Origin of the sequence: Acinetobacter sp. HR7 (assembly GCF_000773685.1) — a bacterium.
Taxonomy (GTDB): Bacteria; Pseudomonadota; Gammaproteobacteria; order Pseudomonadales; family Moraxellaceae; genus Acinetobacter; species Acinetobacter thermotolerans.
The window spans coordinates 1-15,954 of record NZ_JPQO01000001.1; the positions used below are offsets into that span (position 1 = coordinate 1).

Sequence of the window (15,954 nt, forward strand, 5' to 3'; positions counted from 1 at the left end):
AATCTGCTAGTCTAGAGCCTCAGATATTACGATAAAGTTCGACATAAACTTAAAACAAAAAAATAGACTAAAAAGCAAACAAAGTAGAGTCAGTAGAATAAATAGAGTTTTTTTATACATACCTTAAGGCCTTATTCAATTTTAAGTAATTTCTAAAATCAATATTATACACGCTACAAGCAATTCATTTTTTATTTCATATAAATCAAAACATTACTTAACAAATAAAAGATCCATTTTACTGAATTTAGCTTCTTCGATGCTTTTCTATGTTTCATGTTTAAAACCTAGACAATATTTCGCAAAATCACTTATTTATTTAAAACTAGTAGAATTTTAGCCACCAAAGAAATTCCCTCCCTACATAGCCACCGCCCCCTAAATTTTGTAGAATACAGTTTTTATTCCATGGTGCTACTCTATGACCGCTTGGACTGCTCACGTCACTGTCGCAACTGTCGTCGAAAATAATGGAAAATTCCTGTTCGTTGAAGAACATACCGAAGGTGTAACTCACACCGTATTCAATCAGCCAGCAGGCCATGTCGAGGCAGGTGAAACCATCGTTGAAGCAGCCATTCGTGAAACCATGGAAGAAACCGGTTATCAGGTGAAAGTAACTGATCTCATTGGCATCTACACCTACACCCCGCCAATGTTCCCGGATCGTACCTATTTCCGTTTCTGCCTGCGAGCAGAAGTGATCAGCCATGATGAAAATGCAGAACTGGATACCGGGATTGTCGGTCCAGCGTGGATGACTTTAGATGAGCTGATTGAAACTGCTCGCGCGCGTAGTCCACTGGTGATCAAAGCCGTGCAAGATGCCCTTTCAGGTCAAAAATATCCTTTATCGCTCATTTACGAGCACCAAAATTCTCCCTTAATTTCAAATTTGGATGCCTAATCCTATGCAACAACGTGTCATCGTCGGTATGTCTGGTGGTGTAGATTCATCTGTGTCTGCAGCACTTCTACTTCAACAGGGTTATCAGGTTGAAGGTCTTTTCATGAAAAACTGGGAAGAAGATGACGGCACAGAATACTGTACGGCAATGGAAGACCTTGCCGATGCCCAAGCAGTCTGCGACAAGATCGGAATTAAACTGCATACCGCTAACTTCGCCATGGAATACTGGGATCGCGTATTCGAGCATTTCTTGGCTGAATATGCTGCGGGCCGCACCCCAAACCCGGATATTTTGTGTAATAAAGAAATTAAATTCCGTGCCTTCCTCGATCATGCCATCAACTTAGGTGCTGACTTTATTGCCACTGGTCACTACTGCCGTCGTAGTGAAACCATGACCAATTCACGTGGCGAACAATACGCACAATTACTGCGTGGTTATGACAATAACAAGGACCAGACTTACTTCCTGCATGCGGTGCATGGCCGTGAAATTAACAAGACCCTGTTCCCGGTCGGTGAAATCGAAAAGCCGCAAGTCCGTAAAATTGCAGCAGAATTAGGTCTGGCCACTGCCAAGAAAAAAGACTCTACCGGCATTTGTTTTATTGGTGAACGTCGCTTTAATGACTTCTTGAAGCAGTATTTACCAGCTCAACCTGGAAAAATTGTCCAGGAAGATGGTAAAGAGGTTGGTGAACACCACGGCTTAATGTACTATACGCTCGGTCAACGAGGCGGGATCGGTATTGGCGGTATGAAAGGCGCTGCAGAGGGTGCGTGGTTTGTACTACATAAAGATATCGAAGGTAACCGTCTGGTTGTGGGTCAAGGTCATGAGCATCCACTGATGCAAAGCACCATGCTTTGGAGTGAAGCAATTGACTGGGTGGCTGGTGAACAGGACATTCCTAAATCAGGTTTCCGCTGTACGGCGAAAACCCGTTACCGTCAACCTGACCAGGCATGTACAATATTTAAAGATCCTGAAGCACCAAATGGTGTTCGTGTCGAATTCGACCAGCCACAGCGCGCTGTGACTCCAGGTCAAAGCGTGGTGTTCTATTCAGGTGACGTATGTTTGGGTGGCGGTGTGATTCATCATACCAATGCACCAAAACCTGATTTTATTAAAGGATGAGATCGGCATGACGGAGTTACCATTTCAACAAGCCACAACGTTGAATGCTCGTCAAAACCGTGCTTTGGCGTTAGCGGGGGTTTTTCAGGCCACCCAGCTAACCCATATGACGGCCCTGACCGGCCAGCAAAGCATTGGAGACACTGGTAATTTCTATTTTGAACAGCTGATTAAGGCCAGTCTGAATATCCGACCAAGTGGTACGCTGAATGTTCAGACTCTGGATTTCTTTAATCAGCTGGCCGATATATCGTTGGGATTAAAGACTCTGGAAAGTTCGATTACCCAGCCTTTTGATACTGGGCCAAAATCCAGACTTCCGAAACTGTCTTCTACCAAACTGCCAATGTCCTATGCCATGGCACTTCTTCAGTTAGAAAAGAAGGTCTATAGCAATCCAAAATTCGTTGAAATCATTGAACAATCCCAGCAAAAAATTCTAAGACAGCTCTCCTTTTTCGATAACAACTACATGCATCCCAGCATCATTGCCAATCTCGCTCAAACCTATGTGGATACCGCCGGACAGATCAATCCGCGGATCATGGTGCGTGGCAATGCTGAAGCTTTTAAAGATTCTGGTCATACCAACCGCATCCGTGCTTCCTTATTTACTGGCCTGCAGATGGCGCATTTATGGCGTCAGCTCGGTGGCAGTTCCTGGGGCATGATCTTTGGCAAGCGCAAGCTGCTACAGGATATCCAAAATCTCGCACGCATACAGTTTCAGGTGGTCTAAGCCATGCTGTACGCGTATTTCGTTTTTTTTCGTTTAATTCCAAAATTTAGGGAATCGATATGAACGCTTTAACTGCACTTTCTCCATTAGATGGACGCTACGCTAGCAAATGTGATGCGCTGCGCCCTTTTCTTTCTGAGTTTGGTTTAATCCATGCTCGTGTGACTGTTGAAGTGCGTTGGTTACAAGCGCTTGCCAACCGTCCTGAAATCACTGAAGTACCTGCTTTCTCTGCAGAAACCAATGCTGCACTAGATGCCATCGTTACCAACTTCTCTGAAGAAGATGCCAACCGCATTAAAGAGATCGAACGTACTACTAACCACGACGTAAAAGCGGTTGAGTATTTCCTGAAAGAAAAAATTGCAGGCATTGAAGAGCTAAAAAATGTGGGTGAGTTCATCCACTTTGCATGTACTTCTGAAGACATCAACAACCTGTCTCATGCATTAATGCTAAAAAATGGTCGTGACGTGCTGGTTGCATCTATGCAACAAATCATTGATTCAATCGTTGCGTTGGCTGAAACTCATGCTGAACAACCAATGCTCTCTCGTACTCACGGTCAAACTGCCAGCCCAACCACTTTGGGTAAAGAAATGGCGAACGTGGCTTACCGTCTGGCTCGTCAAATCAAACAGTTCAAAAATGTTGAGCTGCTAGGCAAAATCAACGGTGCAGTAGGTAACTACAACGCGCACTACTCTGCTTACCCAGAAATCAACTGGCCTGCTCACTCTCAAGCATTTGTTGAATCCCTAGGTCTGACTTTCAACCCGTACACCACTCAGATCGAACCGCACGACTACATGGCGGAACTGTTTGATGCACTACGTCGCTTCAATACCATCCTGATCGATTTCAACCGTGACGTATGGGGTTACATCTCACTGGGCTTCTTCAAACAAAAACTGAAAGAAGGCGAAGTGGGTTCATCTACTATGCCACACAAAGTAAACCCAATTGACTTCGAAAACTCTGAAGGTAACCTGGGTATTGCAAATGCTGTATTGGCTCACCTGGGTGAAAAACTGCCTGTTTCTCGCTGGCAGCGTGACCTGACTGACTCTACTGTTCTACGTAACATGGGTGTTGGTTTTGCACAAAGCCTGATCGCATTCGAAGCTTGCTTAAAAGGTATTGGTAAACTTGAACTGAATGCCGCACGTATTCTTGAAGACCTTGACCACGCTCAAGAAGTTCTGGCTGAACCAATTCAAACAGTTATGCGTCGTTACAATGTTGAAAAACCATATGAAAAACTGAAAGCACTGACTCGTGGTCAAGCCATGACTCGTGAAATGATGGTGAACTTCGTGAATGGTAACGAGCTTGAAGCAGTTCCAGCAGCGGATCGTGCTCGTCTGGCTGAACTGACTCCAGCAACTTATACGGGTAATGCAGCTGATCAAGCAAAACAAATCAAAGCCCTGATCGCTAAAATCTAATTTTAGTCATTCGACCAAAAGCGAAGCTCCGGCTTCGCTTTTTTATTTATAATAAATTTTCAACTTTAAAACAAAATGACATAACAAGCACATGATAGATTATCGATTAAGTGGCAAGCATTTGATCAGCCTGGGGATTCTGGCAGTTGGGATCATCATTTCCAGCATTCAGCCTCTGGAAATGCAATCCTATCTTCTGCATCAGACCGGTACTATGATTATGATCGGCATGCTGCTGTTCTGTCTGTATAAAATTGGACTGAGCTTTTTCAGCTTTAGCCTTTATCTTGTTTTCCTACTGATTCATGTGGTAGCAGCACATTATTTATATTCTTATGTACCCTATAATGACTGGATTCAAGCCCTATTTGGCTTTGACCTGAATGTTGCTATGGGCTGGTCACGCAATATGTTCGATCGTTTTGTGCATCTGGCTTGTGGTCTGCTGCTTTACCCGGTTTTTTATCGACTGTTTCAGGTCTGGCTGCCACAACAAAAGCCATTCACAATTTTTCTATTGGTGGTGCAATTTGTTATGGCATCCAGTCTGATTTATGAATGGATCGAGTGGCTGATTGCGATTGGCCTCTCGCCAGAACAAGCTGAAAGCTACAATGGTCAGCAAGGTGATATCTGGGATGCACATAAAGACATACTCCTCGCAACTGTTGGAGCCATCTTTACTGGAGGATTAATGCTGATTCCACAGCATAAAAAAAGCTCACCGATGTGAGCTTTAATCATGAATAACGAGTGAATTAAAATTTCAGATCGTGTATCGAAACATATTCATCGTACTTCACTATACAAGCGGACAATAACGCATAAAATCCGCTTTCATTTTGTCAAATTCTTCACCCGTTAATACCTCACTGAAGTAGACATAATAGGTTGCTTCAGGATATTGGATCTTATGACGGAACATTATGCCACGTAGTGATACGGAAAGCTCTTCAGGAAAATCATCTCTTAAATTCAGTTCTTCAAATTCATAGTTAAAGTAACAATTTTGTTGAGCAATAAAGGCTTCTACAACTGCCATCTTTCCAGCCTAATGATTAAAGCAATTAATTTAACGGATTCACTTACAAAAAGCCAAATCGATTATTTAGCTAAAGTGCCAAAACTGAAAGTTCTATTAAATGATAAAAATTAAGCCGAACAACAAATTATCGTCTATCGCCACAACATAAAAAAGCCCGCTTACGCGGGCTTAGATCTATATAAAAATATCGATCAAATTAAAGTTTCGGATCACGCATCTGTACCAGATTTGCATTGGCTTTAGTCAGCGTATCCACGACTTTATTCATCACAGCAGGAATCAAGGAATCAGCCATTTGCGCTGCCTGCAGACCCAATTTTTCACCCAGTGTCGGTTTCTTACGGGTCTGAATGGTATAGACATCATGCTGTGGTAACAAACTGAGCAGATATTCATCTGAAGTTTGTAGCTTGTCTACCAGATTTAAATCCAATGCATCCTGACCATACCAATGTTCACCAGTCGCTACTTTTTCAACATTCAGTTGTGGACGGTATTTTTCCACGAAGTGCTTAAACAGTGCATGCGTTTGCTGAATTTCTTCTTCAAATTTGGCTTTGCCTTCTTCAGTATTTTCACCAAACATAGTTACGGTACGTTTGTATTGGCCAGCAGTGTACAATTCAAAGTCAATTTTGTTGTCTTTGAGTAGACGGTTAAAGTTTGGTACCTGTGCAACTACACCAATAGAACCTACAATAGCAAACGGCGCAGAGATAATTTCACTACCAATACACGCCATCATATAACCGCCGCTGGCTGCAACTTTATCAATACAGATAGTTAGATGGAAACCTGCTTCACGCAGGCGCACCAGCTGAGCTGCTGCCAGACCATAACCATGTACCATACCACCAGGGCTTTCCAGACGTACGATTACACGATCGCGCCCCGCTTTGGCCGTTGCTAGAATCAGGGTAATTTCTTCACGTAACTGCTCTACCGCAGAGGCTGCTGTGTCACCTTTAAAATCCAACACATAGATTTTTTCATTAGTTTTTTTACGAGCACGTGCTTCTTTAGATAATTGCTGGCTCAGTTGCAACAACTCAAGTTTAGAAGCGGTAGTTTGCGCAATTTTTTTTCTTTGTTCATTAATACGCGCATTCAGGTGACTGATCTGGATTTCAGCCGGCAGTTTCGGAGTGTGAAATAACATATAGAATCTGTTCTCAGTGTAATTTGGGCTATATTCTTACTAGATTAGGCCAGTTTTGGCTTTTTTCAACCAAAATTCAAGAATAATTCCGATTAGCATGATTTGCTCAGACAATAAAAAAGGAGACCCGTAGACCTCCTCTTTCACGCTATCAACCGATTAATCGATTGGTGGCGTATATGTACCATTGGCAATGGAATCCTTGATACGATCTGCTTCTGCCAACACTAATGCCAACAAGTTCTTAACGTTTTCAAGGGTTGCCACAGGGCTTAAAGTGGTCATTTTCAGCGACTGAACCTGACCCACTTTGGTCACACCAATATTGGCTTCACCACGTGCAAACAGTTCGTCTGCTACGTTCTGGTTCAATGTATCGATGAATTCCGCTGGATAACCTTCAGGCACAACACGGAACAGCACTGATGCAAACTGAGGTTCAACCAGCAATTCCAGACCTGGAGTTGCCTTGATGTAATCAGCAACTTCACGAGTCAGATCCACACCGTGGTCAATCATCGAACCATAAAGTTCTTCACCTAGGGCCTCAACGGTCATCCACAATTTCAACGCGTCAAAACGACGAGTGGTTTGCAGAGATTTCGATACCAGGTTCGGAACGCCATGTTCTTCGTCATAAGCCGAGTTCAGGTATTCCGCTTCGTAGTGCATGAAACGATAGTTCGCTTCATCTTTCAGCAAGAACGCACCACAAGAAATGGTCTGGAAATAATGCTTATGGAAGTCCAAAGTCACTGAGTCAGACAACTCGATACCATCCAGCATAGAACGGTATTTATTCGACAAAATCAGTGCACCACCCCAAGCTGCATCGATGTGCATCCACGCGCCATATTTGTTGGTAATTTCACGGATCTGTTTCAGTGGATCGATCGCACCAGCATCAGTTGTACCTGCTGTAGCTACCACACAGGCCACAATCTTGCCCTCAGACTGCAGATGCGCCATGGTTTTTTCCAGCGCATCCACATCCATCTGTGCATTTTCATTCACAGGAACAGTCACCACAGACTGGAAGCCCATGCCCATCATGGCCATGTTCTTTTGCACAGAGAAGTGTGCATTTTCAGAACAGATCACTTTGACATTACGCATCGCATCCGCAGGGATACCATCACGCTGAACAGACCACGGGTTGCCGTTTTCGTCTTTCCAGTTTTTCGCGATGCAGGCATCACGTGCTAGCAATACGCCCATCAAGTTCGATTGAGTACCACCTGAAGTGAACACACCTGCCTGACCTGGGCCATAACCAACTTTCTGACGTAGCCAGTCAATCAGCTGTACTTCCATCAATGAACCTGCCGGGCTTTGATCCCAAGAGTCCATAGACTGATTAGTAGCATTAATCAGCACTTCAGCCACCTGGCTTGCCACCATGGTTGGGCAATGCAAATGCGCCAAAGAATGTGGATGATGCACTTTCAGGCTTTTATTCAGAAAAAGCTCAACCATACGTTGTAGTGACTGTTGCAGCCCCATTCCTTCTTGAGAAGGCTGGAAAGAAATTGCTTTACGCAACTCCTTGATGCTGCCGCCAGTGTACATTTTGTCGTTTTGCAACCATGCTGCAACCGCTTTGGTCGCCTGGTCCATCGCTGACTCATAGTCAGCGATCGATGCAGCATCATTGCAGAGTAACGCTTTACGGTGTTCTGCAAAATCTACCATGAATTATGCGCCTCGCACTGCTACTAGAGCTTCAGCAACCGCTTTCTTAAAGCGAACGATCACTTCTTCACACTCTGCCTGAGTAATGATCAGTGGGCAAAGTAAACGGATCACAGTACCGTTACGACCACCTTTTTCTAACAACAGTTTGTTGTTGAAACATGCAGTCTGAATCGCAGCAGCCAGCTGGCTATCTGCAGGATAAGAACCCATATGATCTGCTGGTTTACGCTCGTCAACGATTTCGATACCGATCATCAGACCACGGCCACGCACGTTACCGATACATGGGAATTCAGCAGCCAGTTTTTTCAGTTCAGCTTGAAGGTAGTCACCACGTTCTTGCGCATTTTGAGCAAGATTCTGTTCTTTAATAGTTCTTAATGTCGCAAGACCTGTACCCATTGCCAGCTGGTTACCACGGAAAGTACCAGTGTGGCCAGCAGGTTGCCATGCGTCAAATTTACGTTTAATACCAAGTACCGCAAGTGGCAGGCTACCACCGACCGCTTTAGACATCACTACGACATCAGGTTCGATACCTGCGTGTTCGAACGCGAACATTTTGCCTGAACGTGCAAAGCCCGCCTGAACTTCGTCCAGAATTAACACAATGTTGTGTTTTTCGGTTACTTCACGGATTTTTTGCAGCCATTTTACCGGCGCTGTTACCACACCACCTTCACCTTGAATCGCTTCAAGGATCACCGCTGCAGGTTTAGTCACACCGCTTTCAACATCTTCAATGAAGTTTTCGAAATAGTAAGTCAAAGCATCCACGCCCGCTTCACCACCTAAGCCCAACGGGCAACGGTATTCGTGTGGATATGGCATGAATTGAACGCCTGGCATTAAACCGTTTACTGCATTCTTCGCAGACAGGTTACCTGTCATTGCTAAAGAACCGTGCGTCATACCGTGATAGCCACCAGAGAAGCTGATCACTGAGCTACGGCCAGTAAAGGTTTTGGCAAGTTTAATCGCTGCTTCTGTTGCATCTGCACCAGATGGACCACAGAACTGTAAGCAGTATTCTTCTTTTCCACCTGGCAGGTGAGACAGAAGTGCTTCAGTAAAAGCATCTTTTAAAGGAGTAGTGAGATCCAGGGTATGCAAAGGTAAACCGCTTGCAAGTGTGTCCTGAATACTTTGAATGACCGCAGGGTGATTATGGCCTAGTGCCAATGTCCCTGCCCCAGCTAAACAATCAAGGTACTCTGTACCTTCAACATCGGTAACCCAACAACCTTGTGCTTTCGCTATCGCTAGTGGAAGTTTACGTGGATAACTACGCACATTCGATTCCATCTGACTTTGGCGAGTCAAGTAGTATTCGTTTGTGGAATTGGTGGCAGGGTTTACTGAAGTAACGCTCATATCGAATTACCATCTCTGATATGGGTTGAAAGAAATAAGTCTGGTGACTTGCGGTCCTTTGACTCGGTGCTTTATAAAAATCTAGTTAGACAATTTTTTATTCAGTTAACTAGTGAGAGGCGGATGATACAGTTTTTTTCAGGAAAATAAACAACTTTTCGTACCAAATTGCCCCGCAGTTTATTGAAAAAATATATCAAGCAATGCTGCTTACTAAATTATCAACATAGTAGATGACGATGGCAAGGCAACCTGAATATTTTATGCAATTTTGCCATCACGAAAATAGCAGTCTAATTATCAAACAAATACAACAATAAGTATATAATTTTCATCATATTTAATTTGGATAAATTCACAAAAAATAAAATATATTTTTAACATTCAAACGACAATAATTTCGGAATATCAACACATTTACCGCTTAGTATTTTATGATCACAACATCGCCAACAATTCCACTAAAACAGGATAACAAAATGCGCGTTTTTTCTCTTTGTTCTCTCGCCCTGCTTGGTGCGCTTTCTACTGGCGCCTTTGCCGCCCCTGAAGAACGCTTAAATTACAATGTGGTGAATATCTCGGCAGAAGCCAGCCGTGATATTTCCAATGACCTGATGAATGCCAGTTTATACGTGGAAAAATCGCATAAACAGCCGGCTGAACTTGCAGCACAAATCAATCAATTGATGAATTTCGCTATTAATACGGCAAAAAAATATCCGGCAGTAAACATTGAAACCGGTTCGCAAAATACCTATCCGGTGTATGACAACGACAACCGCAAGCTAAGAGAATGGCGTAGTCGTGCCCAAGTACGGATAGAATCCACAGATTTTAAAGCGGCGTCCCAACTGATTGCGGAACTGCAACAACACTTCCAGACAGAGTCAATTAATTTCAGCGTGTCTGAAGCCAAACGTAAAAAAGTGGAAAATGAGCTGATGCTGGAAGCTTCAAAAAACTTCCAGCAACGAGCACAAAGCCTGGCACAAGCCTGGAACAAACCCGGTTATCAGTTGGTGAATCTGAATATCAACACCAACAGTTCGGGCTATCCGCCTGTGCCACGTATGGCCATGGCAAAATCAGCATATGCTGAAGCTGCAATTCCAGACCAGGAAATGGCAGCAGGCGAATCGAAAATGACCGTGAGCGCCAATGGTTCTATCCAGTTTAAATAAGCCTAACCAGCTAAACTGATTGCTGAAACCACCCAATTGGGTGGTTTTTTACCATCTGAATATTCATTTGAAATCAATGCTACAAATTCATACACAATCGGATAGGAATTGAAAATTGATAGGTTTAGAGTAACGGGCATTTCTCTATCCCTCTATCTGACTTTCCATGTCTGTTGAACAACTTAATCTTGATCTGTTTTATCTCCTGAATGTCCCTGATCATGCTTCGATCTGGATGATCAACTATGCCTGCCTGATCGCCCATGATCTGGTATATGTATTCCTGCTAATTTTTGCCATTGCCTGGTTACGTGGTAATCGTGAAGTGAAAACTGGCATTATCAAAGCTTTTATCTTTACCGCGATTACCCTTTCGATCAGTGAAATTTTATCTGCTGCACTCAATGCCCCGCGTCCTTTTGTCATGGAAGTCGGACGTACCTTAATCGAACATGAAGCGACGGGTTCTTTCCCGAGTAATCACATGAGTATTTTTAGCGGGATTGCCCTTGCCTATTATTTTTCACCGCAGCGTGATTTGGGACGAATTCTAGTGTGGACAGCCTGGTTAGTAGCCTGGTCACGGATTTATGTCGGAGTGCATTTCCCGATTGATATGGCCGGTGCTTTTATCATTGCATTGGTCGTGAATCTGGCTGGCTTACCAATCTGGTGGAAGTACCAAGACAAATTGATGAATTTTATTTTGATGATTCACAAATTTCTGTTTGCGCCATTTATCCAAATGGGCTGGGTGAAATAAATTTTCAGGCATAAAAAATCCCGCTCGAAAGCGGGATTTTTTATAATCTCGATAACTTAGTAGATCGCCATATGATTGCGGTGAATCATTTCCAGTGAACGTGCTTCACCTAGTACTTGATGTACTTTATCTGAGGCCAGACCTTTGACAATTTCCGCTGAACGCGAACTAAAGTTCACGCGACCTACGGCAACACGATGGCCCTGTGTATCCACACACTCCACCACATCACCACGGTCAAAATGACCTTCAACTGCTTTCACACCAACGGGCAACAGGCTACGGTGATTTTCTTTAATCGCTTTCACTGCACCATCATCAATCACCAAACGGCCTGCAGTTTGCAAATGCGCAGCCAGCCATTGCTGGTGTGCAGTCACACGGTCATCATCGGTAATGAATAAGGTACCCAACATTTCACCCGCCATCAGGCGCGATAAAACGTTGTCACTATCACCACTCGCGATCAAAGTTGGGCAACCAGATTTGGCCGCCAGACGTGCCGCACGGACTTTGGTCAGCATACCACCACGACCAAACTTGCCGCCGCCGCCCGCCATATCGAACAGGCTCTCATCCATGGCACGCACGGTATGGAACAGTTTGGCATCTGGGTTTGAGCGTGGGTCTGAGTCAAACATGCCTTCTTGGTCTGTCAGGATAATCAGCAGATCAGCATGTACCTGACCCGCCACCATCGCAGCCAGCGTATCGTTATCACCAAAGCGGATTTCGTCTGTCGATACGGTGTCATTTTCATTGATCACCGGAATCACACGCCAGTCAATCAGGTGCTGCAAAGCATCACAGGAATTGAGATAGCGGCGACGGTCTGCCAGGTCATCATGGGTCAGCAATACCTGAGCTGTCTGAATCTGGTGTTTTTCCAGCACGCTTGACCAGGTATGAATCAGGCCCATCTGACCGATGGCAGCACAAGCCTGAAGACTGGGTAGATCAGAGGGTCGATTCTCAAGTTTCATTCGAACCATACCTTCAGCCACAGCCCCAGAAGAAACGAGAATAATCTCGTGTCCGGCATTGTGCAGATCTGCGATTTGCCCCGCCCAGTGCGAGATGGCATCTAAATCTAAACCTTGCCCGTTTGCTGTGAGTAAAGATGATCCGATTTTAACAACGATTCGTTTACAACCCTTGAGCTGACGTTGCCCATCTACCACTTCTATCATCTTGTCCTCAGACTCTCGTTATCAGAGATTTAACGTACGTAATACACTTCTACATCGCTGTCGTCGTCATCCTCATCATCAAAGTCATCACCACCCAGACGTTGAGCACGGCGCATTTGACGATAAGCTTCTTTCGCAGCCAGTGTTTGTTCACGTGTTTCAGCTTCCAGCTGATCACGGAATGCTTTAACTTGTGCAGCATATTCTGGATCTTCAACTTCGCGTTCGCGTTGTTCTTCAATCTGATCCATCAGGTAATACACCACGTCTTTAGTGCCTTCGGCTGTTAAGCCAGAAGTTTTAAAGACAGGGCCTTCCCACTGCAATTCCTCAAGAATGTGGTTACACCATTCTTCGCGGGTTTCTTCTGGCAGCTGATCGATCTTGTTCAGTACCAATACCACTGGGAGTTTAGACAGGGTTGGAGAGAATTTTTCCAACTCTGCCATAATGGCTTTGGCATTGTAAGCGGGGTCTGAACCATCAATCGGCTGTACATCGACAATGTGTAGCAAGATACGAGTACGTGCTAAGTGTTTCAGGAAGCGAATACCTAAACCAGCACCTTCCGCTGCACCTTCGATCAGACCTGGAATATCTGCCATCACAAATGAACGGTGACGGTCGGCATCCACCACACCCAGGTTAGGCACCATGGTGGTAAACGGATAATCCGCTACTTTTGGTTTTGCTGCAGATACCGCACGGATGAAGGTTGATTTACCTGCATTCGGCATACCCAGCAAGCCCACGTCTGCCAGTACTTTCAGCTCCAGACGGACTTCACGGAATTCACCTTTAGTACCATGAGTACATTTACGTGGAGCACGGTTAGTCGATGATTTGAAATGGGTATTACCTAAACCACCTTCACCGCCTTGAGCAACCATCACTTTTTGACCGTCTTCGACCAGGTCACCAATGATGTCGCCAGATTCACAATCGACAATAGTTGTTCCCACAGGAACTTTTAAAATAACTGATTCGCCACCACGACCAGCACAGTTTGCGCCAGCACCGTTTTTACCACGTTCAGCGCGAAATTTACGGGTATAACGATAATCTACAAGGGTACTCGTGTCGTCGTCAGCCTGAATATAAATGCTGCCGCCACGACCACCATCACCACCATCTGGACCACCAAATGGTACGAACTTTTCACGGCGAAAACTGGCTACGCCATTGCCACCGTCGCCAGCCTCTACGGTAATGACTGCTTCATCAACAAAGCGCATATTGCCAATCCTCTAAAAACTTTAAAACCGCCTATTCTGCCATATTTTAAAGCATTTCTCGACTACATTTCTGCACTATTCCATGAAGATCGCGGATTTCAGCCGGTATTTTTATTGATCTGGATTTAAACCGTTCTATATCCTCAACTTAAAAACTATGTTTTTATTTTTAATATAGTTTTTAATGATGATCTGATTGTTTTTTATTATTTCTGCTTTACCTATGCGCGGCTTATAGTGCACACATCTTCAGGAGAGTTGATTCTATGAGCAGTTCAGAAGGGAATTCTGTCCGTCCATTATCATCACAATTTGTATTGTTGATGGCAATCGCATGTGGTCTATGTGCTGGATCGGCCTATTTTAATCAGCCGCTGATCTACTCTATCGAACAAAGTTTAGGGATCAGCACCACTCAGGCCGGCTTTGCTGTTGTCATCGCTCAGATTGGTTATGTACTCGGTTTGATGCTACTGGTACCTTTGGGTGACTTTTTAAATAAGCGCAAGCTGATTGTCTGCCTGATGGTCTTTGCAGCAACTTCGCAGATTCTCTTATCCTTTAGTACGACGCTGAGTACGCTTTATCTGTTTACCTTATGCGCGACTTTTGGTTCGATCTCTGCTCAGGTATTGATTCCGTTTGCTTCGACTATTAGTCCACCGCAATCCAGTGCTGCCATTGTCGGGAAATTAATGAGTGGTCTGGTGATGGGCATTATCCTGTCACGGACTTTTGCCGGCTTTGTTTCGACTTACTGGTCTTGGGAAGGAGTTTATCTCAGCAGTGGCATCATTACCCTGCTCTTTGCTGTGCTGATGTGGAAAAAACTGCCAGACACTCAACCACAAGCTGGATTGACTATTGGTGCGATTTATAAATCATTATTCACCCTTGCCAAGAATCACCCGCATCTGATTCGTCGTGCCTGTGCAGGCGCACTCGGTTTCGGCATTTTATCGATGATCTTTACTTCAATGACTTTTGTGCTAGGTAGTGCGCCATATCATTTTAGTGATTTCGAAATTGGTTTGTTTGGATTGTTGGGTGTAATCGGAATTTATTCATCTAGCTGGTCAGGTAAGACTGTAGGACTCGGTAAAGAAAATTTCGTTGCCAAGCTCTGTATTTTCCTGATGCTGTTTGCACCTATTCCTTTATATTTCGCTCAACAGAATATTGTGGTTTATGCCATTGGTGTACTCATGGCCTACTTTGGTTTAACGGCTTTTCACGTACTGAATCAGAATCTGGTTTACCGCATCGATTTAAAGTCGCGCTCACGGATTAATGCCGTGTATATGACCATTTATTTCACTGGTGCGGCACTTGGTTCACTGGGTGCAGTGTATGCTTGGGAACATTGGCAATGGATCGGTTGTGTTGTATTGGCTCTAGTTTTCGCAATTGGAATTTTGCTGATTGACCGGTTTGATTTTAAAAAAATGAAACAGGTTTAAATATGAAATGCAAGGAATAAATCGAGAGGTTTATTCCTTTACTTTTAAAGAGAAAATTCATTCATCAAATTTATATCATCAGAAGAGTTTATTTCACTACTCTTTCTTTACCCTCCAAAATCTCCGGCAAACTACGCTCTAACCAGCCAATCAGATAATTAATTTTTTCTGCTGCTTGCGAACCGATAATAGTCAGTTGATATTCCACTTTTGGTGGCACTATCGGATAAACAGTTCTTAAAATAAAACCATCCTGCTCCAACATTTTCAGAGTTTGTGCCAGCATCTTTTCACTAACCCCTTCAATCCGCTGTTTCAGCTCGCTGAAGCGATGTACTCCATCACCCAGGCATCGCAACACCAGAATTGACCATTTATTGGCAAGATGCTCAAGAATTTCACGGGATGGACAATCAGTCGATAACACCTGACCCAGCAATTTACTGGTTTCATAAGCCGACATATATTTTTCTCTTAGGTTATAAACTTACTTATTGGCATGTACTTTCATTTTGAAAGTTAACAGATCAACAATTGAACAGCAAGTTGAATTTTAAACTTATTCTTCCAATTAAATCTTTTCGCAACACAATAGGCCTCTTTCATAAATC

The 15,954-nt window shown here is 43.9% G+C and carries 15 protein-coding genes; 8 read left to right on the top strand and 7 right to left on the bottom strand.

Annotated features, from left to right (window positions below; genetic code table 11):
* Positions 1-421 precede the first annotated feature (421 nt).
* The 5 genes from GW12_RS00005 (at position 422) to GW12_RS00025 (ending at position 4,971) form a co-directional block, all read left to right on the top strand.
* Complete coding sequence (locus tag GW12_RS00005) at positions 422-907, top strand: NUDIX hydrolase (protein ID WP_034581756.1); 486 nt, start codon at positions 422-424, stop codon at positions 905-907.
* 4 nt (positions 908-911) lie between these two features.
* Positions 912-2,051: a tRNA 2-thiouridine(34) synthase MnmA gene (gene mnmA, locus GW12_RS00010; RefSeq protein ID WP_034581758.1), complete on the top strand. Its 1,140-nt coding sequence runs from the start codon at positions 912-914 to the stop codon at positions 2,049-2,051.
* 7 nt (positions 2,052-2,058) lie between these two features.
* On the top strand, positions 2,059-2,790 hold the full coding sequence (gene hflD, locus GW12_RS00015) for a high frequency lysogenization protein HflD (RefSeq protein WP_034581789.1): 732 nt from the start codon (positions 2,059-2,061) through the stop codon (positions 2,788-2,790).
* 59 nt (positions 2,791-2,849) lie between these two features.
* Positions 2,850-4,238 (top strand): adenylosuccinate lyase, encoded by a 1,389-nt coding sequence (gene purB, locus GW12_RS00020; RefSeq protein ID WP_034581761.1) that lies wholly within the window; start codon positions 2,850-2,852, stop codon positions 4,236-4,238.
* A gap of 91 nt (positions 4,239-4,329) precedes the next feature.
* Entirely contained in the window at positions 4,330-4,971 is a 642-nt protein-coding gene (locus GW12_RS00025) for a DUF2238 domain-containing protein (RefSeq protein ID WP_034581763.1), read from the top strand.
* Between the two features lie 69 nt (positions 4,972-5,040).
* Here GW12_RS00025 and GW12_RS00030 read toward each other — a convergent pair whose 3' ends face one another.
* The 4 genes from GW12_RS00030 to GW12_RS00045 form a co-directional block, all read right to left on the bottom strand.
* Entirely contained in the window at positions 5,041-5,280 is a 240-nt protein-coding gene (locus tag GW12_RS00030) for a hypothetical protein (protein ID WP_034581765.1), read from the bottom strand.
* A gap of 199 nt (positions 5,281-5,479) precedes the next feature.
* Positions 5,480-6,442 carry a protease SohB gene (gene sohB / locus GW12_RS00035; protein WP_034581768.1) on the bottom strand — a complete coding sequence of 321 codons (963 nt, stop codon included), beginning with the start codon at positions 6,440-6,442 and terminating at the stop codon, positions 5,480-5,482.
* Between the two features lie 159 nt (positions 6,443-6,601).
* On the bottom strand, positions 6,602-8,134 hold the full coding sequence (locus GW12_RS00040; protein ID WP_034581770.1) for an aspartate aminotransferase family protein: 1,533 nt from the start codon (positions 8,132-8,134) through the stop codon (positions 6,602-6,604).
* A 3-nt stretch (positions 8,135-8,137) separates the two neighbouring features.
* The gene (locus tag GW12_RS00045) at positions 8,138-9,511 is read right to left on the bottom strand and encodes a diaminobutyrate--2-oxoglutarate transaminase (RefSeq protein ID WP_034581772.1); all 1,374 of its coding nucleotides are present in this window, start codon (positions 9,509-9,511) and stop codon (positions 8,138-8,140) included.
* Positions 9,512-9,990: 479 nt separating this feature from the next.
* On the opposite strand from GW12_RS00045, the gene GW12_RS00050 reads away from it, so the two are divergent.
* Together GW12_RS00050 and GW12_RS00055 are read left to right on the top strand one after the other, a co-directional pair.
* The gene (locus tag GW12_RS00050; RefSeq protein WP_034581774.1) at positions 9,991-10,695 is read left to right on the top strand and encodes an SIMPL domain-containing protein; all 705 of its coding nucleotides are present in this window, start codon (positions 9,991-9,993) and stop codon (positions 10,693-10,695) included.
* 166 nt (positions 10,696-10,861) lie between these two features.
* The gene (locus GW12_RS00055) at positions 10,862-11,458 is read left to right on the top strand and encodes a phosphatase PAP2 family protein (protein ID WP_034581777.1); all 597 of its coding nucleotides are present in this window, start codon (positions 10,862-10,864) and stop codon (positions 11,456-11,458) included.
* A 56-nt stretch (positions 11,459-11,514) separates the two neighbouring features.
* Here the strand turns inward: GW12_RS00055 and proB are convergent, their stop codons facing one another.
* A complete protein-coding gene (gene proB, locus GW12_RS00060; RefSeq protein WP_034581780.1) occupies positions 11,515-12,648 on the bottom strand; it encodes a glutamate 5-kinase in 1,134 nt (377 codons plus the stop codon).
* Positions 12,649-12,677: 29 nt separating this feature from the next.
* The gene (gene cgtA / locus GW12_RS00065; RefSeq protein ID WP_034581783.1) at positions 12,678-13,883 is read right to left on the bottom strand and encodes an Obg family GTPase CgtA; all 1,206 of its coding nucleotides are present in this window, start codon (positions 13,881-13,883) and stop codon (positions 12,678-12,680) included.
* A gap of 266 nt (positions 13,884-14,149) precedes the next feature.
* Here cgtA and GW12_RS00070 point away from each other — a divergent pair, with 266 nt between their 5' ends.
* Complete coding sequence (locus GW12_RS00070) at positions 14,150-15,343, top strand: MFS transporter (protein WP_034581784.1); 1,194 nt, start codon at positions 14,150-14,152, stop codon at positions 15,341-15,343.
* 88 nt (positions 15,344-15,431) lie between these two features.
* Here GW12_RS00070 and GW12_RS00075 read toward each other — a convergent pair whose 3' ends face one another.
* The gene (locus GW12_RS00075; RefSeq protein ID WP_034581787.1) at positions 15,432-15,806 is read right to left on the bottom strand and encodes a helix-turn-helix domain-containing protein; all 375 of its coding nucleotides are present in this window, start codon (positions 15,804-15,806) and stop codon (positions 15,432-15,434) included.
* Positions 15,807-15,954: the final 148 nt, after the last annotated feature.